The sequence below is a fragment of the Ramlibacter ginsenosidimutans genome (assembly GCF_016654015.1).
Classification (GTDB): domain Bacteria; phylum Pseudomonadota; class Gammaproteobacteria; order Burkholderiales; family Burkholderiaceae_C; genus Ramlibacter; species Ramlibacter ginsenosidimutans.
The window spans coordinates 160,383-184,954 of record NZ_JAEPWM010000011.1 but is presented as its reverse complement, the minus strand read 5'-3'; the positions used below and the strand labels follow the sequence as shown (position 1 = coordinate 184,954).

Below are 24,572 nucleotides of genomic sequence, written 5' to 3'. Positions count from 1 at the left end.
AACGCGAAGCCGCTTTGCAGCCCTTCATTGACCGCTACAACTGGCTGCGACCACACTCCGCTCTTAATCACAGGCCGCCCATGTCTCGGATCCGCGCTGTGAACAACCTCCTGAGATTCGACAACTAGCGCACATCCAATGACGCGCCAAGCAACCTTCCCCTGCAGAAGACCACGCGATGCGGGCTCACTTCGCATAATCCGGGATTTACTCGGGTGAGGAAAAGCACTGCCGAATCAAGGCACTGGCCGGTAGATGACCATGGTACGTGCACGTACGCGGTGGGTGCCGGTCGTCCACTGCAGCCGTTCCTCAATGCCGGTGTCGTGCCGTTATTTCGACATCAGGAGTTCTCGATACGGTAGCGAATTCTGAGCCAACGCCAGGGTTTAGCGATCTCACAGGTGGTGTTGGAATAAGCCCCGGCATGCGCCGCCTTCAATCTGCACCAGGGTTGGCTCGACGTTCCGTGCAAGGACTAGCAGATTCCCGACAGCGCCACCCGGGCATTAGCGGCCGGCCGGCTACTGCGGCGAATACTGTATAACCGAGCAGTTCGTGACCGGCGAAGGATTTTCGCCTTCTCGGCTGGGGGCAGCGGTGGGATGTTGATGCGGGGCTGACCAAGGACGGTCAGCACCTCCATGGCGAACGTGAGGGAGAAGTTCGCTTTGCGGATCTTGTTGATCAACGCTTGGTGCTCGATGTCCATGCCGTGCGCCCGCAAGAGCTCGGCGAGGTCCTCGTAGGCGAAGTGCTCCTGGAGCTTCTCTTGGTGCTTGGCCTTGGCGTCTTGAATCAGCTTTCGCGCTTCCCGCTCATAGAAGTCGGTGAGCAGCGATCGCTTCGGTGCGTGCATTGGTACAACAAGAACGATTTCGCCCGATCCTATCGGTGATGGCAACGCAAACCCTGGCAGCAGCAGACGCACTGATCACAGAATGGCGCCGCTCACCGTTGTCGCACCTTCCGCCGCCCCCGCCAACTGAACCGAGCCGACCAGGAAGTCCGCGAACGCGCGCACCCGTGCCGACAGATGCCTGTTCTGCGGATAGAGGATGTAGAAGGGGCGTGCGCGCGCGCCGACCTGCTTCAGGACTTCGACGAGCTGACCCGATCGCACAGCCTCCTGCGCCACGAAGTGGTAGATCTGGAAGAGGCCACCGCCTGCCCGAGCCCATGCGACGCAGCCAAGCACGTCGTCCGTGACGCGCTGCCGGCTCTCGAATCCAAAGTCGACGTCTCGGCCCTCGCTGTCCTTGAAGATCCACGCCATCGGGCGGCCGGTGCTGGGCAGCACGAACTGGATCAACTCATGGTCCCCGAGATCCGCCACAGACTTCGGCGTGCCCTTGCGCTTCAGGTAGTCCGGCGAAGCGAAGACCCCCAGCCAAGCGTCTTCGAGCTTGCGCGTCACGAGCCGGGAGTCCCTGGGTTCGCCCATGCGGATGGCGAGGTCATAGCCGTCCTCGACAAAATCGATGTTGCGGTTCGAAAGATTCAGCTCGATTTCGATCCCGGGATAAGCAGCCGTGAAGCGCGGCAGCAGGGGCACCAGCCGATGGCGCCCGTAGACCGTGCCGACACTGATACGCAGTAGTCCCTTGGCCTCCCTCTGCTGGCCGGTAATGGCACGTTCGGCTTCGGCGATCTGGTCCAGTGCCTGCTGGCACTCGGCCCGGTAGACCTCGCCGTCGCTGGTCAGCCGGATGCTGCGCGTGGTGCGCACGAACAGCCGCACACCCAGTCGCGCCTCGATCCGGCTGATGGACCGGCTCACGGCGGCGGGCGTGATCCCCATGGCCTCGGCGGCGGCGGTGAAACTGCCAAGCTCGGCAGCCCTGCAGAACAGCTCAATGCTGCCTACCTGGACGGGATCGAACGTGCGCGTCATCTGTTCCCTGGGGCAATGATAGAAGTTCCCGAAACCCAGTTTATCTCCGGCGGTGAAGACTCGCCGGCGGGTGGAGCGGCGCCCATCGACCCCCGCAGCGTGAAGCCAGCGGGCCAGAACGACGCCGTGGTCGAGCGCTTCCTCGCCGATGCGGCCTTGCAGACGCGCATCGGCGCCCTGGCCACGCAGGGCGGACTTCGATGGAGCGCAGTTCGACGCTGTGTTCTTCGCCTTGCAACAACCCTGATCTTGAGGCCCAGACAAAGGAATTTCGAGTGTCTGCTGTGTTCGAGCCCTTGACGATCATCACCGGAGCAAACGGCGGCTTCGGCAAGCGCACCGTCCTCGCACTGCTGCAGCGCGGCCACACAGCGGCAGCCTCGCTGCGCGACATTGCCGGGAAGAACGCAGCAGCCTCCGCGGAGCGGGCAACGCGCCGCGGTCGTCGAGATGGACGTCACCGGGGACGCCAGCGTCAATGCCGGCGTCGAGGCTGCGATCCAAGCCATGGCCGGCATCGACATCGTCGTGAACAACGTGGGCCTCGGCGTGCTCGGCGTGCAGGAGACCTTCGCGCAGGACGACTTCAAGCGCCTGTTCGACGTCAACGTGTTCGGCGTGCAGCGCGTCATCGCGCCGTCCTGCCGCCCATGCGACCGCAAGGCTCGGGCCTCCTGCTGCAGATCTCCAGCGTGCTGGGACGCATCGCGATTCCCTTTTATGGGCCCTACAACACTTCCGAGTGGGCGGTGGAAGCGATGGCGGTGATGTTTGCGCTGCACTACGCGCACGACTACTACCTCGCCGAAACACGAGGTCAGCGCGGTGCTCTCGACTTTCCTGGCGGCCACGCGCCTGACTACGGTGATTTCCTCTACTTTTCCAGTGTCATCGGGACTTCCGGCCAGACCGCAGACGTGAGCTTCACTAGCCGGCCCATGCGCCGGACAGGCACGGTGCATTGCACCCTAGCGTTCTTCTTCAACACGACGCTCATTGCATTGACCATCAACGTGGCGTCGGGCTTATTTTCAGGTGACGCTTCCCCGGCTGGCGGCCCCTCACAATCTTTGCAGTCAGGCCAAGCTACAACCCAAGCGCGCCCGAAGCAACCTGCCGCTTAAGGGCGGCTGCTCCCCCGCATCATGGCGCGGGCCAAGGTGAACCCAACAGCTGGCCAGTTCGCCAACGGCGCCTTCAAGGCGGTCTTGGCGGAGGCGTTGATTAAGGCCCTTCAGAGCCATCACTCCATGTCGGACCAGATGCTCCAGAATCCGAAGGTCTTCGAAGACGAGGAGGAGGCGCTGCTTCCCCAGGTGGCCGCGAGATTGTCCTTGAACATGTTCGGGTTGAAGAGGCCCAGGGGCACATTGCCGCCGCCGGCGCGCTGGTTCTAGGTGCGCGCCGTGTCGGGGCACGTCACTACACGGCCTGGCCGGTGCGGTTATGCGCGTTGCGTTGCCAAAGGGGCTTCGACGCTCCCGACTCTTCAGCTGCGTCAGACTCCGAAGTGACGCTGTTCAGTTCCCCGTCTAGCCCGGTAACTCGATGTCCGGTGCCGGAGCAACGAGCTGCGCTAGCGTCCCTCGGACCTGGCGCATGGCCATGACGTTTTCGCTAAGAACGGCCAAGGCGGCCCTAAGCACGGCTTCGCCGAACGTGTCGAAGTTCGTGCTCGGTGACAACACAGCCCGGGCCTTGGTGGCGAGTTCCCGGGCCTGCAAGACAAGCGTCTGTGCGCTGTCTCCCGGCGCCTGTGCCTCCTCCTGAACAAGCACCTCCAGAGTGACCAGCTCGCACGCGACGCTCACCACCTGTAGGCGCAGGTCCTCACGCAGGTCGACTTCCCGGCACACCAAAGTCTCGGAATACATGCCGACTATCTACCTAGGCGTGAACGCCGGCGGTACGGATCGCGCCGGGGTTTGCTGTGGTCAGTTCAACGTCTCCAAGATTGCCGCAAGATCGGGTGCTTCACCGGAGACCGCGGCCGAATATGCATTCAGCATGTGCGCGGCAGTAGGGCGCAGCGGCTGCAACAGTTCGGCATACCCGCCCAGCCGTGCCGAAAGCGCCTTGACGTCTATGGAGTCCTCTTTCCTCAACGCGTTAACCAGTGCCGCATAGGCGGCGATCTGAGCTTGAAGGACGTGATGGAACGATTCGAGGGACATGTCTGTGCTCCGGAATAGCTGAAGCATTCTTGGTCGTCGGGGTGACAAGTACGTCCGCAAACGCTTGTGCTGGATCCGCGTACCAGCCACCGTTCACGTGAGGCTAGAACACGCTGCTCGCGCTTCCTACAAGACCCTCGGGCCCCGCTTTGCGAACGGATCTTCTCAGCGCGCAGAACCAAAGTGTCGCGCGCGCAGCTCGCCTAGGTGATGAGCAAACTGCGAGTCTCGATTCATCAGTGCCCAGTTAGCAGGCCGTTGATGAACAGCGCCAGTGGCGTGGCGAGCGCCACTTCTTTCAGCACTTTGAATAAGCCTGCCAGGGGAGTAACGCCGGCCCGGATCTCCGGCTTTGCCACCGTCATGCTTCCGACTGCACTTTGAGAGAAATTCGACATTTCAAACCTCCTCGTTGATGAGAACGTTAGGTCACTCCCTAACGCGTGAGTACTATAGAGACGTCTTGATACATATTGCAACATCCGCTTGGCGGCCCTAGAACACCGCTCAGTGTGAACGGACTTCCGCATCCCTAGGGCGGTGCACCACATGTGAACGATTGGGCACATCGGTCTCGACGGAGCAGTCACTTTCTACACAGTGATTGCTCCTGCCTGCAGTTGCGTGATCACATCGGCGCGAACCTCGGCTCGTTGGTGCCCTGGAGGTCGATGAGGCGCCGCCAGTATGGAAAATGCACTCTGAGACTCGCGGGAGGTTGTCGAAGGCCCTGGAGATCAAGCCCGCTCTGGGGTGCGATCTGCGCGCCAGAGCCTTGCCCAACGTATCACGCACCGCTAAGGCGACGCGCGACAGTCGTGTCCCAGCCTCGGGTTTTGTCCGCCATGGTTCAGAGTGCTCGTTCTTTGTCACGGTCGCAGTCAGCTCCAGCAATAGCGTAGATCGCTCAGCGTGGCGGCCCCTCCGGCGACCAGCACGAGATATGACCCGTGATGCACCGTCAGCGAGATGGTGTCGGGATTGGGTAGCTCGTTCTGAAGCTGATATCAGGTTGCTCAGCCTGTCGCGCCGGGACCGCGCTCCAACGCGTCGCATCCACATCCAAGCGCCTGCAGCCCAGGGCGCGGACATGCGGCGCGCCCGTGTGTCTCGCGCGACACCCGGGACGGTTCACCCAAGGCCGTGGGCTTCACTCACGCCGCGCAGAGCGAGCCTCAAGCGGATCGGTGGTGCCGGAGTTCCTGTGCGTACAGGAAGGGCCCTGTTGCAGCCGAACAATAGTGGCCGGCATGAACGGTCGACATGCGCTTCCAAGCGGATCCATTTGCGGCCCTTTCCAGGATTCGCGTACTTTTTCGCTATCGCGCCTGTTAAACAACGTACCGAAACGATAGAGTTTGTAAGCACACCAGGAGGCTGATATGCCAAGTGTCGTTTCCGCAAGCGTTGCCGCAAGCGAGCAAATCGCAGGCCAGCGACGTATTCAGCCACCAAGACGCCAACTAGCTCGGCAACGACTATCCGCCTGCTCTCGGTCGTCGGCTTTCGGTTTCAGGAGCAGCGTGCGCGCCAAGAGGATCTGAGCGATATGACGATCATGAACTTGTGCATGTCTGAGCTTCGTAAGGTGGAGTTTTTGCGGTGCAGATGCCGCGGCTTTACCCTGATTGAAGTGATGGTGGCCATGGCCGTCATTGCCATCCTTGCCGCGCTCGCGCTTCCGGCATACAGCTCCTACATCTTTCGGTCGAAGATTCCCGCGGGCCTGGACGCTCTGTCGGCATACCAGACGCGCATGGAGCAGCGTTTTCAGGACGTTGGCTACTACGGCGACCTGGCGACGAATCCGACCGCGTGCGCGCTGGCCGGCACATCAGGCTCCAACTTTACGGTGACCTGCGTGCTGAAAAATGCCGCCGGAACCGGGTACACCGCCACAGCCACCGGCAGCGGTCCGGTCGCGGGGGTGGTCTACACGGTGGACGAGCAGGGCGTGCGCACCACCGTGCACCATCCCAAGGGCGTTCCGTCGCCCAACACTTGCTGGACCATCCGGGGTGCGTCGTGCGACTCGTGAACAAGCCGCATTCTTCATCGGGCTTCACCCTCATCGAGCTGATGGTTGTCGTATCGGTCATCGCCATCCTCGCGATGAAGGGCCTCCCTGCGCTGAGCGCCTACATGACCAACAGCCGGATACGCGAATCGGCCAATGTGGTCGTGACGACCGCGGCTTTGGCACGCACCGAAGCCATCAAGCGCAATCTGGTAGTCACCATCGCGTCTGACGGCGCGGGCACGCTGAACGTCACGTATTTGGTCGGAACGACTCAGACCAGCATCCGGTCCGTTCCAGTTGCGCACTCACGGGTGGGCGCCTTCACGGCTTCGTTCGACAGCACTGGTCGCCTGACGCCGTTCGGCACCGACGTCCAAGCCACGGTGGACGGTGGTCCCACCGTATTGTGCAGCGGCGAAGTCCTCTGCCCCACCGTCCACATCGAGCCGGGCGGGATGGTGTCCCTATGCACTTCGGGAGCGTGTTCATGAAATCGCTTCGTTCGCAACAAAGCGGAGTCGGGCTGCTCGAGCCGCTCATCGCCATTGTCATTCTGTCCTTTGGACTGCTCGGACTAGCCAAATTTCAGCTGGGCATGACGGCGCAGACCACCGATGCGCAAGCCCGCCTGAGCGCCTCTTCGGCGGCTGAAGACCTTCTTACCCAGGTCCGCGTAGACCTGGCCAACCTCCCGTGCTACCAGTTGCCTGCCGCAGGTGCCTGTACCAACCCCTTTGCGCAGAGTCAGGCCGCCGCGTGGTCCGCGCGCGTGCAACATTCTCTGCCCGGGTTCGTGTCTGCCACTGCCGCAACGAGTGGCAACCAGTTCACCGTCACGATGACGTGGATTGGAAAAACCGCCAACGACGTTCGGACTCACACGGTGACCACCGATGTCCGTCCGTAAGTCTGTCCTCAAGCACATGCAAGCAGGCTTCACGCTCGTGGAGCTGATGGTAGGCATGCTGATTTCGCTGCTGGTGGTGTTGGCGGCCATGTCCATGGCGCAGTTCTTCATGCAAACGCAGCGTCAAGCAACCGGCGTGGGCTCTGCAACGGCGAACGGCCTCTCGGCGCTACAGGCGGTCAAATACGAGGCGTCGCAGGCGGGGCTTGGTTTCAGCATCGGCGGCTACATCCCGTGCACGCAGCTGAATTTCTCCATCGGCAACAAAGTCATCTACGACAACACGCCCCTTTTGCCTATTGCCGTGAGCACGGCCAGTGCCAAGAGCACCGTGACGTTCACTTATGGCACGGCGCTCGAAGCCGCAACTGCCAACTTCACGCGCTCCGACCAGACCAGTGCCGACACGTCGATGGAGCTGACCGCCTACACCGACGCACAAGCAGGCCAGGCAGTCATGATTGCGCCTCCAGTGGGCGTGGCGGCCCCTTGCACGGTTCGAACAGTCACGGGCGTGGTGGCGCCTAGCGGCCCGATCGGATACCAATTGCAATTCGACGCCACCGGCACGAGCAACCAGAAGTCGTTCAGCACCACCGCCAGCTACGCCGACAACAGTCAGGTGTTCCTGCTTGGACAGCTGCGCCAGACCGTTTTTACCGTGAACGGGACAGACCTGGTGATGCAACGGCCGTTCGACTCAGGAAGCCCCAGCGCGGTGCTGGCCCACGACGTGGTGGCGTTCCTCGTGCAGTACGGCAACACGGATGGCCTCACGCAGAGCCTGCAAGGCTGGCAAACCCCAACTGGATCGTGGGCGGCGCCCAGCTCACTGCAGATTTCGCGCGTGCACGCACTGCAGATCGGTGTACTTGTGCGCAGCTCGCAAAAGCAAAAACCCAAGGCGGATGGCAGTTGTGACGCAACCGTCGACACGCCGGTGCTCATGGGGCAGAACATCGCACTGACCGCCGCAGACTGGCAGTGCTACAGGTACCGCGCCATCACTTCCATCGTGCCGTTGCGGAACATGGTCCTGGGGAGCTCCACATGAAGAAGATCCAAGCCGGCGCATCGCTCTTCATTGTCCTCATCTTGCTGGCGGTGATGGCAGTGGCAGCGCTGTCGCTGGCCCGCGTGACGATGACGTCAACTGCGGTGGCCGGAAACATGTCTTTTAAGGCCGCCGCCATGCAGGCGTCCGAGGCGGGTCTGTCCGAGGCCTTCGCGCAGTTGCAGGCGCTGGCTGCTACGGACGTGGACGCGACGAAGGGCACCTGGTACTACCCGACGGCGCAGGCCACGGATGCTGCTGGACTCCCAAGCGGAGTGACGTGGAGCTCCGTGCCCAGCGTGCCGGTGCCGGGGGGGTACACGGTCAGTTACGTGGTGGAACGTCTGTGTGCTGGAACTCTTCCCGTTGCCGACATCACGGCTCAGTGCGTCGTCAAGCGACTGGCGGCGTCCGGTTCGGCCAAAGCCGGCACGGAACAAATGGACTCGCCCGCGGCCGTTCAGTATCGGATGACCGCTTACGTGCAGGGGCCCAAGGGGACGAACACTTTCGTGCAGGCCATCGCCACGAAGGCGTCGTAAAGGAACAAGAACGAGCGGGAGAACAGAGGATGAAAACGAGTCTAAAGGTCGTTGGAACCATGCTGCTGGCCGCCACTAGCGTGCTTGCGGTCGGCGCGACCGCGGTCAACATCACGCAAGGGCCGATCGTCACGGTGGGACAGGCCAAGCCGAACGTCATCTTCGGCATGGACGATTCCGCGTCGATGGATTCCGAAGTCCTGATGAACACGGATGACGGCCTCATCTGGTACAACGCGGCGACGCCGAATGGCTGGTCATCGGGTGCCTGGTCGTTCACCGGCTCGCAAGAGATGTCCTACCTATTCCCGAATGGGTGCGCCCCCAACGGAGGCGGTACCTCGACTGGCGCCCGGACGTTGTGCGACAACTCGGCCTGGTACGCCGTGCCGCCGACGACTCAGTTCGCCGCAGCGCGCTCTTCGGACTACAACCCCCTGTACTACAACCCGTTGATCACTTACAGGCCGTGGTCGCCAGCGGTGGTCGGCGGCTCCGCTGTGACTTACGCGAACGCGAACCCGACGGCCGCCCTGTCACACCCTGCCCTGAGCGGGTCGGTGACAATGAATCTGCAGGCAACCGTCAACAGCCAGGCGACCAACTGGACCTTCAACATGCAACCGGGGATGACCATCCCCGTGGGAGGTCAGTATTTCTCAAGCAACAAGTGGAACACGGTCAACGGTTCTGCCAAAACGGTGTCCACCGGCCAGACGTACACGGCCGCCATTCCGTATTGGCCCGCAAGCTATTGGGTCAAGCAGGCCTGCAGCACCAACGGCACGACATGTGTGGCCGCCCCGGATGGCGCCACGTTGCAGCTGTACCAAATCGGTTGTACGGCAAGTGCCGTGAGCAGCTCATCGACCACGGGCTGTTTCACAGCGGGCACGACCTATCCGGGTGGCCGCACGCAGGCCGCCGAGCTTCAGAACTTCGCCAACTGGTTTCAGTATTACCGCAAGCGTCGCTTGATGCTCGGCGCGTCCATGGGCTCGGTCCTGGAGTCCTTGCACGGGATGAACCTCGGGGTGATGGCCTTTAGCAACCGGGTTGTACCCACTATGTACGACACGGATTCCACCACGCCGGCCCAAAACGGGCAGCAGGTCGCCGGTCTGTTCTATACCAATGCGGCGACGCTTTACAGCACGCCCACGCGCGAGACCTTGGACGCCATCGGCCAAGCGTACATGAACAAGACGGCCAACATCATCAAGTATGCCTGTCAGCGAAATGCAGCGTTCATCGTGACGGACGGCTTTTCGGACACAACCGCGGTCTACCCGAAAGGGGATAGCACCTGGGACATGACGAAGTACGGCACCGGCACGCCGTACGCCACCACTCCGCGGGGCCTCTTGGCTGACAACGCGCTCTACTACTACACAAACAATGTGCGCACCGACATCACCCCCACGGGGCGCGTGCCGGCGGCCACTGAGAGCCTGGACCCGGCTGCAGACAAGAACAACAACCTGCACATGAACACCTACGCGATCACGCTGGGTGCGCGCGGATCCTTGTGGCCGGCCAATACCAACGCGTACACGATGGCGCCGGCCCCTACGTGGAAGTCCAATATCGTGAGCCACTCGCCAGACGCCATCGACGACCTCTGGCATGCGACCATCAACGGCCGCGGTTCCATGTTTCTTGCCACCACGCCAACCGAGACCGCCACCAACATCCAGCAGGGCCTGACCCAGATCCTGCGCCTGTCTGGCTCGCAGTCGGGGGTGACGTACAGCACGGTGAACCTGCGCACCGGGGACTCCTATGCATTTGCGGGCTCCTACAAGGCTATTGGCTGGTCGGGCGACGTCGAGAAATTCACCGTCGACCCCACAACCGGCTCCCTCGCCAACACTTCCTCCTGGTCTGCGAACACCGTTTTACAGGCAATGGACTACACCACCCGCAAGCTTGTGACGTTCAGCGGTGGCGCGGGTGCACCGTTCAACACGACCAGTACGGGTCAGACCGCGAGTGTCGTGAACTACCTGCGCGGTGACCGGACCAATGAAGGCTCGACGTATCGGATGCGCACCGGCCTAATGGGTGCGGTCATCAACGCCGAAGCCGCTGTGAGCGCAAAAGACGGCGTGGTGTTCGCAACGAGCAACGAGGGTTTTGTCCACACATTGGACGTCGCCACCGGCCAGGAGCTCTGGGGCTACGCCCCGAGCTTCGGCCTGAGCACCATGGGAGCTTCCAGTGCTCCGGCGTGGGTCTTCACGACCGTCCTCGACGGCACGCCGGTACTCGGCTCGGCCGGAGGTAAGAAGATACTCGTCGGAGGCCGCGGAACCGCCGGCGTTGGATACTACGCACTGGACGTCACCAACCCCAAGACCAACGCGACGGAAGCGGACGTGGCCAAGCGCGTTCTCTGGGAATTTCCGAATTCGTCAACCTCTACGACGGTCACCAACACGCTGGGCGTGTCCATCGGTCGGCCCGTGGTCGTGCATACGAAGAACTGGGGTGACGTGGTTCTGGTGACCTCGGGCTACAACACCAACGGCGACGGCAAGGGTCGGCTGTTCGTGCTGGACGCGCTGACCGGAGCGGTTCAAGCGACTATAGCCACCACGGCGGGGTCCAGCGGAACTGGAGACTCCGGCCTGGGCCAGGTTTCGGCATGGCAGGAGGCGGACAACTCGGTCCAATATGTCTATGGGGGCGACATTCTTGGAAACCTGTGGCGCTTCGATTTGGTGAACAGCACCGTGCTGAAGCTCGCCATCCTCACCAACAAGACCGGCGTCACGCTTCCAATTACCGATGCACCAGAACTCTCCAGCGTCGGTGCTCGCCGCATGCTCTTCGTCGGCACCGGTATGCTGCTGGGCTCCACGGACCTCGATGACACGAAGACGTATTCGTTCTTCGGCATTTGGGACAACAACAGCACGACCGCGGTAGCGCGCTCTCAATTGGCTACGCGCAGCGTCACGGTGAACCCGGACGGCACGCGATCCGTCTCGGGCACGTCCGTGAATTGGACGAACCAGGTCGGATGGGTCGTGGACCTCCCCGCTGGCGAGAAGGTGAATACCGACCCCGCGGTCGCCTATGGCGCCATAGCGTTCACAGCCAATAGCGCGTCGGCTACGGGTTGCACGACTAGTTCCGCGCTTTACCTCGCGTCGACTTCCGACGGGCTGCAGCTGCCGGATTCCGCTTTCATGACAACTCCGTATTTCGGGATGGCCTACTCGTCGACCCTCTCCTCACAGCCTGCGGTCGCCCGCACGTCCAACGGGAAGATTGTGCTCACCGTTCGCCAGTCAGATGGAACCACCAATTCCCGCTTGCTAAATCTGCAAGGCTCCGTGCCCGCGCAGAAAACTGCGTGGCGCGAGATCTTGCGATAGCCTGCGCCGTACTGACTCAAAGCTAAGTGCGGCCCTTCTACACATCGCGATGAACCACGGCCCCACTGCTCACCGCGCTGCAGGCAACATGCTTGCTCCGTGTGACTACGAGGGTGAAGATGATTGGGAATCACCATGTTGGAGAGAACCGGCGAAGAGTTGACTACGCCACCCGCACGGTTTCGCGGAGTTGTGGTTGCCGTAATCGTCGGGTTCTTGGCGCTGCTGACAACAAAAGGTCTCCTACGTCAACGCTAGGCCGCCTCGTAGCTATTCAAACTCCTTCAGGAGGGCCAGTGCCGTTTACGATGTTCAGCAAGCTCAAGTCGCACTTTCGTCGCCGCAGTGAACACGAGACCGATTACGACCAACTTGGTCACAATGCTGGCGGCCTGCCGGTCGAATACTTCAAGGTCATCGAAACTGAGCTGCGTCGGCTGGGTATTCCAGAATCCTCCGCGTCATTGGAGGTTGTGCAAGTAGCGATGACCCCCCAGGGGCGCGGGGTGTACGCCGGCCAAGTTCGACTTGTTCGCTGGGACGATGGAAAGGCGATACGACTGCTTCTCGGGTTACCAATCTTGGAACGTAGAGTGAGACGGGCGCTGCAGGCCCACTGGGTGCTGGAACTCAGCAACTTTTCCGGCCTCTGGCTCCACGCCGCCGAGGGAGTTCAGAGTGCGACTGCGGCGCACGAGATCCGCGCGTTCTTCGCCCAAGTGAATGGGCCTGGTATCACATTGGGATCGGACTCCGGTGAGTAACACCCTCGCTTAGCCTAAGGCGCGTTCAGGCAGGGGCGTCCTGCAACGACGGCTGTGCATCGGCCACTCGCACGCGAGTTGGTGACTGGCGTGGCACACGCCGGTAAGTGTCCGGCGACTCCTAGGTACGATCGTCGAGGCGTTTCGTCACTCGATTTGCTCGAGCTCCACCAGCAGCGGGTCGAGCGGTTCAATCTGCAGCTGAACGCCGTCGCCTTGCATTTCGATGCAGCCCGCGTGGCGGCACGGGCTTGCGATGAGCGCAGGGCCGCATCCTGGCCACCGGTCAGCCACCCTGCCCTCAGCAACTGCCGTCTTGAGGCTGTGCTAGACATCTCGTTCGAGCTGTTTTAACAGGTCGGCGTACATCAAGAGTCGGGTTCTCCCGCACCAACCTGCCGTCCGGGGCAAGGTGGTCAAGTGATGCGGCCTAGCTGGCAACCAAACCGGCAACCGCCGGATAGGCGGTTTTTTTCGCCTGCGAGAGCCGCTGCTCGATGTACGGTCAGGATCGCCTCCTGTTCGGAATGGGCCGGTGACGACGCCCCTAATTCAACATGCGACGGTAGGAGCAGTCATGGAAACCAAACATCAAAATTCGCGAAGCAAAGGAGCGTGCTCAGCTGTGCGTACGCGACGTCTCACACGCCGTCCTAGTGAGCAATTAGTCGGTACGCATCTGGTTGGGCGGCAGGCGTGCACCGCGTAGAAAACATCTTCCCGCCCTCGAGCCCGTGCTCGAAACTCGGATTGACATGTCGGCCGACTTTCAGTGCAGCTTCCGCATTCCCAGGACCTCATAGCACTCGCGTATCCGGAGATCAGAGCCTTAGTTAGTCTCCTGCCCTGCGCGCGGGACGGGCTCCTCCAGACGGTCAGGATCGCGGCCGAAAGCGAGCCAGAGATGCGCGAGCGCATTGCAGCTGCGGTGATTGCTGCGGCATTAGCCGTCTGCGGTAGATAGAGCGTCGCAGCCCACCAGACTGCGACCGGTGGCGAGCCGATTCCGGCGCCCTCCTCCGCCGCATGATCACTTCACTATCTAAGAAGCACTCCACCATGATCGCGAGATCATCATGAAGAGTGAAGCAGAGCCCAACTATTGGCCTAAGAGGGGCGCGATGCAGAAGTGAACGAACTTCTGCGCTCCGAAGGCCTGTCGGCCAAGAGTCGTGATGCTCTCGAGTCGTTCCATCCCATGTATACGGGTGGAAACTACCTCCCGCGCACGGAGCAGGCGGAGGTGGAAATTGGCCGCATCCGCATCGCCTCGACCACCTCTGATGTCACCTGCGTGTACGCCCGAGCGCATGAAAGCCTCATCCACTACCGAGTCGTGGACGAGTACGGCGGGAAGACCCGGCAAAGGGCATCCGAGACTCGTACCAACCAACCCATGACCCTCGGCGTGTTCGCGGAGTTCTTTCTGCGTGCATGGTCGCTGGTTGACGTACTGGAGATGAACTTCGAGGGAGACTGTGCCAGCGCCTTGGATTTCTTCTCCGCGGAGAACTTTTACCCCGACTTCGATCTACTGTGTCGTCAACGAGTGCGAGATCACTTTCCAGAGCCCGAGCCAGACTAAGAGGGGGGGAGCTGCGATGGACACAGACGATCGCTGGCCCCGTCACAGCAACGCCGGCTTGTCGCCGCACAATAGCGCACGTACTTGGTCGCTAGACACTGCCCTATTCAGGCATTGCGCCGCTTGTAGAGCGTCTGGGATGAACGCCTCGATCCGAAGAGCGTAAATCTCTCCGCCCATGGTTGGGATGATTGGCACGGTGACGCGTCCATGCGCAGCGCTCGTGCTTCATGGGCCTCAGTAGGTGTGCACGGACGGTATGGTGCGCGGAAACCCGCTCGCGAGGTCATGCGAATGTGCCCGTTACCATGGAGCCATGGATGCGAGTGCTTTCGAATACTTCTATACGGTGGCGTACAGCGGCAGCATTGCGCGCGCGGCTGGCGAGATGGGCATGGAGCCGTCAACGTTGACACGCCACATCGGCCGTCTGGAGGAAGAAGTCGGCGTCAAGCTGTTCCACCGCAGCGGCCGCGGCATGGTCCTCACCGACTCCGGCGCCATGCTGCTGCAGGAGGCCACCAAGGTCGTGGAGACGCTGCGGCATTCCCGCCGCGTTGCCGCCGACCTCGCCGCCGAAGGGCCGTCGCAGATCGTCATCGCTGCTCAGCCAACCATCGCTCAGGTGTGCTTCGGCTCGGTGGCACTCGCCCTCCGCGAGCGCTTTCCGCGCGCGCGTATTCGTATGACCGAAGGCTTCGGCCACGAGATGGTGGGCTGGCTACAAGAGGGCAAGATCGACGTCGCGATCCTCTACGTGCCGAGTCAGACGCAGATCGTCGACTACGACCTGCTGCTGCAGGAACAGCTGCATTGCATCCTGCCGGCCGAGTCGGTGCCGCGGAGCCGCACCTTGAGTACCGCCGAAGTGCTGGACCTGCCGCTGCTGCTGCCCAGCACTTCGCACGGGCTGCGGACGCTCGTCGAGAATTGGGGCCGCCGCCATGGCAAGCGGCCTCGCATCGAGCTGGAATGCGACGTCTCCACTTTCATGACGCGGCGCCTGGTGCAGGCCGGCGTTGGCTGCACGCTGCTGCCGCTCGCCTCCGCCTACGACGAGGTGTCGCGCGGGCTTCTGCAGGCCGTGCGCATCGACGGCAAGGATGCCTTGCGGACCGTTGCGCTCGCAACCGCCCAGAACCGCCCGCCCGTGAAAGGCCTCCCCGAGATCACTCGGTTGCTGCGCAGCGTGATCGCTGGCCTGGTCGACGCCGGCCAGTGGCCGGGTGTCGAGCGCATGGCCGGCTGAGCCTCAGTCGATGCGCTTGCCCGGCGTGATCTGCCGCGGATCGGTGACGAGTTCCAGCAAGGCAAATCCGCGCTGAACGCGCGCCCGCTCGAAGGCGGCGGCGAAACCTCCCGTGGATTCCACCCGCTCGCCCCAGCCGCCGAAGGCCCGCGCCAGCGCGACATAGTCCGGCCCCTGCAGACGTGTGCCGCTCACGCGGCCGGGATAGTGGTTCTCCTGGTGCATGCGGATGGTGCCGTACATGCCGTTGTTCACCACCAGCACGATGAAGCGCGCGCCGTACTCGGCCGCCGTGGCGAGTTCCTGCGGGTACATGAGAAAGCAGCCGTCGCCGGCAATGCAGACGACATCGCGGTCCGGATGGCGCAACGAAGCCGCGACTGCGGCCGGCAGGCCATAGCCCATGGAACCGGAGGTCGGTGCCAGCTCGGTGCGCGGGCGCTGGTATTGATGGAAGCGGTGCACCCACACGGTGTAGTTGCCCGCACCGTTGGAGATGATCGCGTCCGCCGGCAGGGTCTCGGACACGTGCCGCATCGCGGCGCCGAAGTCCACGCCGGTGGCGGCTGCGGAGCGGGCTGGCGGCCGCACGAACGCTTCGTGCGCCTGCCGGCCGGACCGCGTCCACGCGCTCCATGGCCTGCTTGGCGGCGCTCGCAATCCGGCGAACGCCGTCGCGGCAATGCCGACGCTCGCCGTGACGCCGATCTCCGGCCGGTAGACGCGGCCGATCTCAGCGGCGTCGGGATGCAGGTGGATCAGCCGCTGCCGCGGCAGCGGAACCTGCAGCAGCGTGTAGCTATCGGTGGTGATGTCCGCGAGCCGCGTGCCCACCGCGAGGATCACGTCGGCCGCCGTGACCATCTCCTTCAGCGCCGGATTCATCCCGAGACTGAGGTGACCGACGTACTGCGCGCGTGAGTTGTCGAAGATGTCCTGGCGGCGGAAGCTGCTGGCCACTGGCAAGTCCCACGCGGCAGCGAACTGCGCCAGCGCCGCGGCTGCTTCATCGCTCCAGCCGCTGCCGCCGACGATCACGAGCGGCCGCTGCGCACCCGCGAGCATGCTGGCAATCGCGTTCATCGTCGTGCCGTCGGGGACCGCGGGCGCCAGCGGCGTGTTGCGCACGGCCGGCACGGCGCACGCTTCGGTCAGCACGTCTTCCGGCAGCGACACCACCACCGGCCCGGGGCGGCCCGAGACCGCGACATGGAAGGCGCGCGCGACGATCTCCGCCATCCGCGACGCATCGTTGACTTCGACGACCCACTTGGCGAGCTTGCCGAACATGGCGTGGTAGTCGACCTCCTGGAAGGCATCACGGCCCACTTGGTTACGGGCGATCTGCCCCACGAACAGGATCATGGGCGTCGAGTCCTGCTGCGCCGTGTGCACGCCCGCGCTCGCATGCGTCGCGCCCGGTCCGCGCGTGACCATGCAGATGCCAGGGCGGCCGGTGAGCTTGCCGTCGGCGTCGGCCATGTTGGCCGCACCGCCTTCGTGCTTCGCCACCACCAGCTGGATCTCGCTGCGTGCGTCGTACAGCGCGTCCAGCACTTCGAGGTAGCTCTCGCCGGGGACGCAGAAGACGCGGTCCACGCCATGCAGGCGAAGGGCGTCGACGAGCACTCGCCCTGCGGTGGGCGTCTTGGGGGTGGTTCCGTTGGCCATGGGCGCGGAGTCTAGGAGTCGCCGCGCCGGCGCGCACCGGAAGCGGCGCATGGCAGGCATGCGGAAATTGCGTTGCCCGCGTGCGGCGCGCTGCTTAGCATGAATGCACACAAGTTGATGAAGACACCCAGTCGCCATGTGCACTTTGGTGTGCGGCGCGTAACGAGGAGCAGCCTTGTCGGCGATATCCAGCATCAAGTTCATTCCGCTGTCCGTGGCGCTGCCCCCAGGCAGGGCGTATGGAATGGCCAAATCCCTGGCGACGGCGCGCCAGACGACCATCGTGGTGGTCGAGACCCGCTCCGGCGTGACGGGCATCGGCGAAGCGTGGGGCATGCCCGCAGTGAATCAGGCCTACTTGCCCCTGCTGGCGAGCTATCTGGAAGGCAGCGACCTCGCCGACGTGGAGCTGGTGTTCAGCCGCATCCTCGCGCGCCATTACCACTTCGGTGTTCAGAACCAGATGATGGCCTGCATCAGTGGTATCGACATCGCCGCAAAAGACGCTCTCGGCAAGGAGATCGGCCTGCCCGTGTGCCGCCTGATTGGCGGCCGCGGTTCCGAGCACGTCCCGGTGTATGCCTCGGGTGGCTACATCACGGAGGACAACGCGCGCGACTTCACGCCGCAACTGGAGGCGATTGCGGCCGGTAAGCACCGCGCGGTCAAGATCAAGATCGGCCTGGGCCCCGCCTCCGACTTGGCGCGCGTGCGCGAGGCGCGGCACGTGCTGGGCGAAGACATCGACCTGATGGTAGACATCAACTCCAACTACTCGCTCGACCTCGCGAAGCACACGCTCGCCGCGCTGGCGCCGCATCGCATCGGCTGGGTGGAGGAGCCGCTCGCGCCGCAGGACATCGCCGGCTATGAAGTGCTGCAACGCTGCAGCCCCGTGCCGGTGGCCACGGGCGAGGCCCTCTACACGGTGCACGACTTCCAGCGGCTGCTGGAGCGCCGCGCGGTGGATGTCGTGCAACCCGACCTGTCGCTGTGCGGCGGCTTCTGGCAGGGCCGACGCATCGCAGATCTCGCCGAGCTGCACCACGTGCGCCTGTCGCCCCACGTGTGGGGTTCCGGCATCGGCCTGGCGGCAGCGGCGCACTACGTCGCATCGCGCTCGCCCAGCCCACAGGCGCAGGACGCGCCGTGGCCGACGCTGGTCGAATACGACGTCGGCGCAAATCCGTTGCGGGAGCAACTGTTTAAACAGCCCCTCGTGGCAAAGGACGGGCTGTTGCCGGTGCCCCCGGGTCCCGGCCTCGGCATCGAGCTGGATTGGAGCGCGGTCGAGAAATATGCCCTCAGGTGAGATGGCCGGCCGCAGCGCGCCGGTGCTCGACGTCCGCGACCTGCAGGTCTTCTTCCCCACGGACGACGGCGTCGTGCGGGCCGTCGACGGCGTAACCTTCACGGTGGCGGCGGGCGAGACCCTCGCCATCGTCGGCGAATCGGGTTCCGGCAAGTCGGTCACCGGCATGACCATCATGCGGCTCGTCGAACGCGGCGGCGCCCGCATCGCCGGCGGGCACGTGCGCCTGGCCCGCGCCGGCGCGGAGCCGATCGACCTCACCGCCCTGCCCGAACGCGCCATGAACCGCGTGCGCGGCGGCGACGTCGCCATGGTGTTCCAGGACCCGATGTCCAGCCTGAACCCGGTGTTCCCGATCGGCGACCAGATCGGCGAGTCGCTGCGCATCCATCGCGGGTTGTCGCGCGGCGCGGCGCGCCAGGCGGCCATCGAACTGCTCGCGCAGATGGGCATCGCCGATCCGGCCAAGCGGGTCGACGCCTATCCGCACCAGCTGTCCGGCGGCATGCGGCAACGCGTGATGATGGCCATCGCGCTGGCCTGCGACCCCGTGCTGCTGATCGCCGACGAACCGACCACAGCCCTCGACGTGACCGTGCAGGCGCAGATCGTGCAGTTGCTGCGCGATCTGCAGCGGGCCCGGGACATGGCGATGATCTTCATCACGCACGACCTGCACCTGGTCGGCGACATCGCCGATCGCGTGGCCGTCATGTACGCGGGCCAGGTCGTCGAGGAAGGCCCGGTTGCCGAAGTGCTGCAGCGGCCTGCGCATCCCTACACGCGCGCGCTGCTGTCCTGCATTCCGCGCGGCGGCAGCGGCCGCGCCACGCGCATGCAGCCCATTCCCGGCAGCATGCCGAGCGCATTGCATCCGCCGGTGGGCTGCCGCTTCCAGAGCCGGTGTCCCTATGCGCAGGAGCGCTGTAGCGAGGCACCGATCGCGCTCGATCCGGTCGACGTCGGGCGCGCGGCCCGTTGCGTCCGCTGGCGGGAGATCCTGCAATGAGCGCACGTCCCCTGCCGGTGGAGGCAGTGACGCCCGACATCACGCGACCGCTCGTGCGTGCCACCGGCATGCGCAAGCACTTCGAGGGCGGCGGCCACGTCGTGCGCGCGGTGCAGGACGTATCCTTCGAACTCGCGCCGGGCGAAGTGCTGGGCTTGGTCGGCGAGTCGGGCTCGGGCAAGTCGACGCTGGGCCGCCTTGTGCTGCGCCTGCTCGAAGCGACCGCGGGTCGCACCGAGGTCGACGGCACCGACATCCACGCGCTGCGCGCGGCGGAACTGCGGCGCTTTCGCCGCAAGATGCAGATGGTGTTCCAGGATCCGTTCGCGAGCCTGAACCCGCGCATGACGGTGGGCGCCGCGCTGGCGGAGTCGCTGCTGCTGCACGGCGTGTGCGCGCGTGGCGAGGTGCGCGAGCGCTCCGCCGCGCTGCTCGCCAGGGTGGGCTTGCCGCGCGACATGCTGGATCGCTATCCTAAGGCCTTCTCCGGCGGCCAGCGGCAGCGCATCGCGATCGCGCGCGCGCTGGCGCCCGAGCCCCGCTTCATCGTCGCCGACGAGCCCGTCTCGGCGCTGGACGTCTCCGTGCAGGCGGAGATCGTCAACCTGCTGCAGGACCTGCAGCGCGACCTCGGCTTGGCCATGCTGTTCATCAGCCACGACCTGTCGGTGGTGGAGTCGGTGGCCGACCGCGTCATGGTGCTCTACCTAGGGCGCACGATGGAAATGGCGCCCACCGAGTCGCTCTATCGCCGCCCCGCGCACCCGTACACGGCGGCCTTGCTGCAGGCCGCACCGGGCGGGCGGCGCCAGCGCACGCTGGTGCTGCGCGGCGAGATCCCGAGTCCGGCAGCCCCGCCCTCCGGTTGCGTGTTCCGCACCCGCTGTCCCTTCGCCGTCGATGCGTGCGCGCGCGAAGTCCCCGAACTGCGGCCCGTGGGCCCCGGTCATTTCAAGGCGTGCATCCGCGATGACCTGCCCCTCTGAGAACGCGGGCGGCAAGCCGGTGCTGCAGCCGGGCGACCGCGTGGTGGTGGCGGGCGGCCGCGGCTTCGTCGGCTCGCACATCGTGCGTGCGCTGGTGGCTTTCGGCTGCGAGGTCGACGTGCTCGGCCCAAAGATGGACTCGGACCTGCTGGCCGATGTGGCCGGCCAGGTGGGCAGCATCGACGTCGGCATCGACGATGCCGCTGCCGTGCGCGCAGCGCTGGCGCGTGTCGCGCCGCATGCGGTGGTCTCGTGCGCGGCGTACGCCGGCAGCGGCGAAGGCTTGATGCGCGCCGGCGAAAGCGATGCAGATCGCGCCTTCGGCATCAACGTCGATGGCCTGCGTCACCTGCTGGCGGCATCCCGTGAAGCCGGCGTGCGCCAGGTCGTGTGGACCAGTTCGACGGTCGTCTACGGCGATGCCGGCTCCTATGCGCAAGAGCGGGTCGACGAGAGCGCGGCCAAGTGCCCCCTGACCGTCTATGGCCTCACCAAGCACCTGGCGGAGGAAGTCGCGGAGTTCGCGGTGCGCCGCGACGGGGTGGCGGTCACCGCGCTGCGGCTGCCGCTGATCCTCGGCCCGGGCCTCTGGTACCGCGGCGCCGCGGCGCAATTGATGGACCTGATCCGCGCGGCGCGTCCCGGCGCGCGCCACGGCTTCGGCTTCCACAACGAAGCTGTGGACCTGATGCACGTGCGGGACGTGGCTGCCGCCGTCCTGTGCACGCTGCGCCACCCGCGCCGGCTGGCCGCCACCTACAACATCAACGGCTTCACCGCCCACCCGCAGGAGATCGCCGAGCGCCTGCAGCAAATGGTGCCGGGCTTCGCGGTGGACTTCCGCGCTCAGCCGCCCGCGCTGCTCTTCCCGCTGGTGGACGACCGCCGATTCCGCCGGGACACCGGTTTCTCTCCCTCCCTGGACCTGTCGCGCCTCCTCGCTGAAATGCTGGAAGGCGGCGGTCCCCACACCCCATGATCCAACAACGACTCGCCCAGCTCGGGCTCACGCTGCCCGAGCCCGCCAAGCCTTCCTTCAACTACGTGCCGGTCACCACGCATGACGGCGTGGCCTACGTCAGCGGCCAGCTGCCCAAGGTCGACAGGGAGGTGCGCGTATTCGGCAAGGTCGGGGCGCAGGTGTCGCTCGAACAGGCCCGTGGAGAAGCGCGCATCTGCGTGCTGCAGGCCCTGGCCTGCCTCGGGGCCGAACTGGGCGACCTGGGTCGCATCACGCGCGTGCTCAAGGTCAACGGCTTCGTGGCTTCGGCGCCCGGCTTCAACGAGCAGCCGAAGGTGATCGATGCCGCCTCCGATTTGCTGGTGGAGATCCTCGGCCCCGCGGGCCGACATGCGCGGTCCGCAGTCGGGGTGGCCGAACTGCCCCGCGATGCGGCGGTGGAGATCGAATTCGTGGTGGCTTTTGCCGCATGAACCAGGGCGGCTCGGACCGCCCGCTAACAAGGAGACTGAAATGAAGTTGGAACTGCGTCGCCCCACTGCGTGGCGGCAGATCACCGGCGCGCTGTGCGCCAGCGTGGCCGTGACTTGCGCTTCCCTCGCCCATGCGGCGCCCGCCCTGTACGGGCCGACGGCAGCTGGCGCGGTCAAGGGCGGCATCCTTTCCTTCGGTTCGCTGGTCGAGCCGCCGGGACTCGACCCATTCCACCAGGCCGCCGATGCCCGCATCAAATTTACCGTGCTGGTGTACCAAGGCCTGTTCTATGAAGGCCCGGACGGCACGGCGGAGCCCCTGCTGGCGGACAGCTACCAGGTGTCCAATGGCGGCCTCGTGTACACGATCAAGCTGAAGCGCGGCATCAAGTTCCACAACGGCGCGACGATGACCGCCAAGGACGTCGCCTACAGCTATAACTACCTGCGCGATCCGAAGAACGGCTCCCCGGGCGCCGGCGACCTCTCGCCAGTCACCAATGTAGAAGCGGTCGACGACAACACTGTGCGCTTCACGCTCTCGCGCGTGAGCGCCGCGCTGCCGATGACGCTGGGCAACAAGTACGGCGGCGTCGTCCCGGCTGGCTACTTTGACAGGCCTGGCGCGGCGCAGGCCCTGAACAGCACGAGTGTCGGCACCGGCCCCTTCAAGGTGGCCGACTTCCGCCCGAACAGCAATCTGGTGCTGGTGCGCAACCCGGACTACTGGGAAAAGGACACTCCTTACCTGGATCGCATCAACGTACTGTTCGTGCCGAACGCGGCCAGCCTGATCGTGGCGCTGAAAAACAAGCGCATCGACATGGCGACGCTGAACCGCCCGACCGACATCGAGCAGGTCGAGAAGACGCCGGGGCTGACCGTGGAGCGCTGGCCTTCGTTGGCCAAGACGATGCTGGACCTCGGCAACGAAACCAAGCCTCTGGACGACCCGCGCGTGCGGCAGGCCATCGCGCTGGCCGTGGACCGCCAGGAGATCATGCAGGCGGCCATCGGCAAGTACGGCCGGGTGATCTACACGATGGTCGGCGCAATGCAGCAGCGCTGGGGAGCCGATCCCGCGACGCTGCCGAACACGAAGCCCGACATCGAGAAGGCCAAGAAGCTGCTGCAAGAAGCCGGCTACGGTAACGGCTTCAGCCTCACGCTCAAGACCATCAACAAGTACGACTGGATGGATCCGGCGGCCGTCACGCTGAAACAGCAGCTCGCCCGCATCGGCGTGAACCTCACGATCCAGCGGCAGGACCTCGGCGTGTGGATCAACGAGTTCCGCTCGAAGACCATGGGCTTCACTTTCAATGACGACGCGACGCAGCCCGATCCGGACCTGATGTTCTACCGTCACTACCACAAGGCCCCTGAGGGCGCCGACTTCCGCAACTGGAAGGACGACGAGGCCAGCGCGGCCCTAGACAAGGCGCGCGCGGAGCTCGACCCCGCCAAGCGCAAGGCGGACTACATGGAGTTCCAGAAGCGTTTCGCGCAGAGCGTGCCGACGATCTTCTTGTTCAGCCCCGACATCGTGACGGTGCGCAACGCGTCGGTGCAGAACTACCAGCAGCATCCGACCGGCTGGTACTTCGGCCTCGCGCGCACCTACCTGAAGAAGTAAGGACGCCATGAGCCGGTACCTGCTGCGACGGGCGGGCGCATCGCTGCTGACGGCGGTGCTCGCCTCGATGCTGGTCTTCCTGATCGTGCGCGCCGTGCCGGGCGACGTCGTGGCCCAGATGCTGGGCCAGAGCGGCGATCCGGCCGCGGCCCAGTCGCTGCGCGCCTTCTTCGGGCTGGACCAGCCCCTGTGGCAGCAGTACCTGGCCTGGATCGGCCATGCCGTGACCGGCGACCTGGGCGCGAGCTGGGTGCGCGGGCAACCAGTCGCTGGCATGGTGGGTAGCGCATTCCTGGTGACTGCGGAGATCGGGGTGCTGACGCTGTTGCTGGCCACGGCGATCGGCATTCCGCTGGGCATCGTGGCCGGCATCCACGAAGGCGGGGTCGTCGACGTGATCGTGCAAGGCCTCAACCTCCTCGGTCTCGCGGCGCCGGTGTTCTGGGTCGGGCTGATGCTGCTCGTGGCCGTGTCCTCGGCGACCGGCTGGTCGCCGCCCATGATTTATGCGACGCCGGGCGAGTCGCTCGGCGACAACCTGCAGATGCTGGCGCTGCCGGTAGTGGCGCTCGTCGTGTTGCAGGCGGCGGCCTGCAGCCAGTTCGTGCGGCAGAACGTGGTGTCCGCCTTCCGCCAAGACTATGTGCGCACGGCGCTGGCCAAGGGCCTGCCGGTGCGGCTGGTCTTCTTCAAGCACATCCTGCGCAACATCCTGATTCCGCTAGTCACCTTCATGGGACTGATCTTCATCCAGATCCTGGGCGGCGTGGTGATCGTGGAATCGCTGTTCGCGATCCCCGGCATCGGCCGCCTGCTGCTGACGGCCATCGAGACGCGCGACTATCCCGTGCTGCAGGGCGCGCTGCTGGTCGTAATGATGTGCGCGCTGCTGGTGAACCTGGCCATCGACCTGCTGTACCGCGTGATTGACCCTCGCGTGCGGTTGTCCTGA

At 64.6% G+C, this 24,572-nt stretch carries 26 protein-coding genes and 1 riboswitch; of the genes, 20 read left to right on the top strand and 6 right to left on the bottom strand.

What is annotated here, in order from left to right; translation table 11 throughout:
* The coding region (locus JJB11_RS21920) for an integrase core domain-containing protein (protein WP_201176610.1) at window positions 1-128 on the top strand (128 nt) is incomplete at its 5' end.
* A 350-nt stretch (window positions 129-478) separates the two neighbouring features.
* Here the strand turns inward: JJB11_RS21920 and JJB11_RS21915 are convergent.
* The gene (locus tag JJB11_RS21915) at window positions 479-859 is read right to left on the bottom strand and encodes a DUF6471 domain-containing protein (RefSeq protein ID WP_201176609.1); all 381 of its coding nucleotides are present in this window, start codon (window positions 857-859) and stop codon (window positions 479-481) included.
* A gap of 75 nt (window positions 860-934) precedes the next feature.
* On the bottom strand, window positions 935-1,894 hold the full coding sequence (locus JJB11_RS21910; protein WP_201176608.1) for a LysR family transcriptional regulator: 960 nt from the start codon (window positions 1,892-1,894) through the stop codon (window positions 935-937).
* A gap of 393 nt (window positions 1,895-2,287) precedes the next feature.
* On the opposite strand from JJB11_RS21910, the gene JJB11_RS21905 reads away from it, so the two are divergent.
* The 3 genes from JJB11_RS21905 to JJB11_RS21895 are packed head-to-tail and all read left to right on the top strand — an operon-like array spanning window position 2,288 to window position 3,291.
* On the top strand, window positions 2,288-2,662 hold the full coding sequence (locus JJB11_RS21905) for an SDR family NAD(P)-dependent oxidoreductase (RefSeq protein ID WP_201176606.1): 375 nt from the start codon (window positions 2,288-2,290) through the stop codon (window positions 2,660-2,662).
* The gene (locus tag JJB11_RS21900) at window positions 2,587-3,018 is read left to right on the top strand and encodes a DUF1345 domain-containing protein (protein WP_201965023.1); all 432 of its coding nucleotides are present in this window, start codon (window positions 2,587-2,589) and stop codon (window positions 3,016-3,018) included. Before JJB11_RS21905 ends, JJB11_RS21900 begins: the two co-directional genes overlap by 76 nt.
* 21 nt (window positions 3,019-3,039) lie before the next feature.
* Entirely contained in the window at window positions 3,040-3,291 is a 252-nt protein-coding gene (locus JJB11_RS21895) for a hypothetical protein (protein ID WP_201176600.1), read from the top strand.
* Between the two features lie 135 nt (window positions 3,292-3,426).
* On the opposite strand, the gene JJB11_RS21890 is transcribed toward JJB11_RS21895, so the two are convergent.
* The 3 genes from JJB11_RS21890 to JJB11_RS21880 all read right to left on the bottom strand — a co-directional run bounded on the left by JJB11_RS21890 (window position 3,427) and on the right by JJB11_RS21880 (window position 4,466).
* Window positions 3,427-3,768: a hypothetical protein gene (locus JJB11_RS21890; protein ID WP_201176599.1), complete on the bottom strand. Its 342-nt coding sequence runs from the start codon at window positions 3,766-3,768 to the stop codon at window positions 3,427-3,429.
* A gap of 60 nt (window positions 3,769-3,828) precedes the next feature.
* Window positions 3,829-4,068, bottom strand: a complete 240-nt coding sequence (locus JJB11_RS21885; RefSeq protein ID WP_201176597.1) for a hypothetical protein — start codon at window positions 4,066-4,068, stop codon at window positions 3,829-3,831.
* A 236-nt stretch (window positions 4,069-4,304) separates the two neighbouring features.
* On the bottom strand, window positions 4,305-4,466 hold the full coding sequence (locus JJB11_RS21880) for a hypothetical protein (RefSeq protein WP_201176596.1): 162 nt from the start codon (window positions 4,464-4,466) through the stop codon (window positions 4,305-4,307).
* A 1,151-nt stretch (window positions 4,467-5,617) separates the two neighbouring features.
* On the opposite strand from JJB11_RS21880, the gene JJB11_RS26460 reads away from it, so the two are divergent.
* From JJB11_RS26460 to JJB11_RS21835, 9 genes are all read left to right on the top strand, one after another.
* Window positions 5,618-6,106: a type IV pilin protein gene (locus JJB11_RS26460; RefSeq protein ID WP_277988868.1), complete on the top strand. Its 489-nt coding sequence runs from the start codon at window positions 5,618-5,620 to the stop codon at window positions 6,104-6,106.
* Entirely contained in the window at window positions 6,094-6,579 is a 486-nt protein-coding gene (locus tag JJB11_RS21870; protein WP_207190106.1) for a prepilin-type N-terminal cleavage/methylation domain-containing protein, read from the top strand. Before JJB11_RS26460 ends, JJB11_RS21870 begins: the two co-directional genes overlap by 13 nt.
* Complete coding sequence (locus JJB11_RS21865; protein ID WP_201176580.1) at window positions 6,576-6,995, top strand: type IV pilus modification PilV family protein; 420 nt, start codon at window positions 6,576-6,578, stop codon at window positions 6,993-6,995. The genes JJB11_RS21870 and JJB11_RS21865 overlap by 4 nt, the downstream gene beginning before the upstream one ends.
* A gap of 16 nt (window positions 6,996-7,011) precedes the next feature.
* Window positions 7,012-8,049 (top strand): PilW family protein, encoded by a 1,038-nt coding sequence (locus JJB11_RS21860; protein WP_201176578.1) that lies wholly within the window; start codon window positions 7,012-7,014, stop codon window positions 8,047-8,049.
* Complete coding sequence (locus JJB11_RS21855; protein ID WP_201176576.1) at window positions 8,046-8,591, top strand: pilus assembly PilX family protein; 546 nt, start codon at window positions 8,046-8,048, stop codon at window positions 8,589-8,591. The genes JJB11_RS21860 and JJB11_RS21855 overlap by 4 nt, the downstream gene beginning before the upstream one ends.
* Before the next feature lie 59 nt (window positions 8,592-8,650).
* Window positions 8,651-11,974 carry a pilus assembly protein gene (locus tag JJB11_RS21850; RefSeq protein WP_201176574.1) on the top strand — a complete coding sequence of 1,108 codons (3,324 nt, stop codon included), beginning with the start codon at window positions 8,651-8,653 and terminating at the stop codon, window positions 11,972-11,974.
* Window positions 11,975-12,282: 308 nt separating this feature from the next.
* The gene (locus tag JJB11_RS21845; protein ID WP_201176572.1) at window positions 12,283-12,738 is read left to right on the top strand and encodes a hypothetical protein; all 456 of its coding nucleotides are present in this window, start codon (window positions 12,283-12,285) and stop codon (window positions 12,736-12,738) included.
* Window positions 12,739-13,098: 360 nt separating this feature from the next.
* A riboswitch (SAM-I-IV-variant riboswitch) is annotated at window positions 13,099-13,193 on the top strand.
* Between the two features lie 674 nt (window positions 13,194-13,867).
* The gene (locus tag JJB11_RS21840) at window positions 13,868-14,323 is read left to right on the top strand and encodes a hypothetical protein (RefSeq protein ID WP_201176570.1); all 456 of its coding nucleotides are present in this window, start codon (window positions 13,868-13,870) and stop codon (window positions 14,321-14,323) included.
* Between the two features lie 316 nt (window positions 14,324-14,639).
* Window positions 14,640-15,572, top strand: coding sequence for a LysR family transcriptional regulator (locus tag JJB11_RS21835; RefSeq protein WP_201176568.1), 933 nt, complete (start codon window positions 14,640-14,642; stop codon window positions 15,570-15,572).
* A gap of 3 nt (window positions 15,573-15,575) precedes the next feature.
* Here JJB11_RS21835 and JJB11_RS21830 read toward each other — a convergent pair whose 3' ends face one another.
* On the bottom strand, window positions 15,576-17,243 hold the full coding sequence (locus JJB11_RS21830) for a thiamine pyrophosphate-binding protein (RefSeq protein ID WP_201176566.1): 1,668 nt from the start codon (window positions 17,241-17,243) through the stop codon (window positions 15,576-15,578).
* 244 nt (window positions 17,244-17,487) lie between these two features.
* On the opposite strand from JJB11_RS21830, the gene JJB11_RS21825 reads away from it, so the two are divergent.
* From JJB11_RS21825 to JJB11_RS21795, 7 genes are read left to right on the top strand one after another with little or no spacing between them, the layout of a single operon-like run.
* Complete coding sequence (locus tag JJB11_RS21825; protein ID WP_201176564.1) at window positions 17,488-18,555, top strand: mandelate racemase/muconate lactonizing enzyme family protein; 1,068 nt, start codon at window positions 17,488-17,490, stop codon at window positions 18,553-18,555.
* 1 nt (window position 18,556) lies between these two features.
* Window positions 18,557-19,564 carry an ABC transporter ATP-binding protein gene (locus JJB11_RS21820; RefSeq protein WP_201965022.1) on the top strand — a complete coding sequence of 336 codons (1,008 nt, stop codon included), beginning with the start codon at window positions 18,557-18,559 and terminating at the stop codon, window positions 19,562-19,564.
* Window positions 19,561-20,550, top strand: a complete 990-nt coding sequence (locus tag JJB11_RS21815; RefSeq protein WP_201176560.1) for an ABC transporter ATP-binding protein — start codon at window positions 19,561-19,563, stop codon at window positions 20,548-20,550. The genes JJB11_RS21820 and JJB11_RS21815 overlap by 4 nt, the downstream gene beginning before the upstream one ends.
* Window positions 20,534-21,529 carry an NAD-dependent epimerase/dehydratase family protein gene (locus JJB11_RS21810; RefSeq protein ID WP_201176552.1) on the top strand — a complete coding sequence of 332 codons (996 nt, stop codon included), beginning with the start codon at window positions 20,534-20,536 and terminating at the stop codon, window positions 21,527-21,529. Before JJB11_RS21815 ends, JJB11_RS21810 begins: the two co-directional genes overlap by 17 nt.
* Window positions 21,526-21,984, top strand: coding sequence for a RidA family protein (locus tag JJB11_RS21805; protein ID WP_201176550.1), 459 nt, complete (start codon window positions 21,526-21,528; stop codon window positions 21,982-21,984). Before JJB11_RS21810 ends, JJB11_RS21805 begins: the two co-directional genes overlap by 4 nt.
* A gap of 40 nt (window positions 21,985-22,024) precedes the next feature.
* On the top strand, window positions 22,025-23,620 hold the full coding sequence (locus JJB11_RS21800) for an ABC transporter substrate-binding protein (RefSeq protein WP_201176548.1): 1,596 nt from the start codon (window positions 22,025-22,027) through the stop codon (window positions 23,618-23,620).
* A 7-nt stretch (window positions 23,621-23,627) separates the two neighbouring features.
* Entirely contained in the window at window positions 23,628-24,572 is a 945-nt protein-coding gene (locus JJB11_RS21795; protein WP_201176546.1) for an ABC transporter permease, read from the top strand.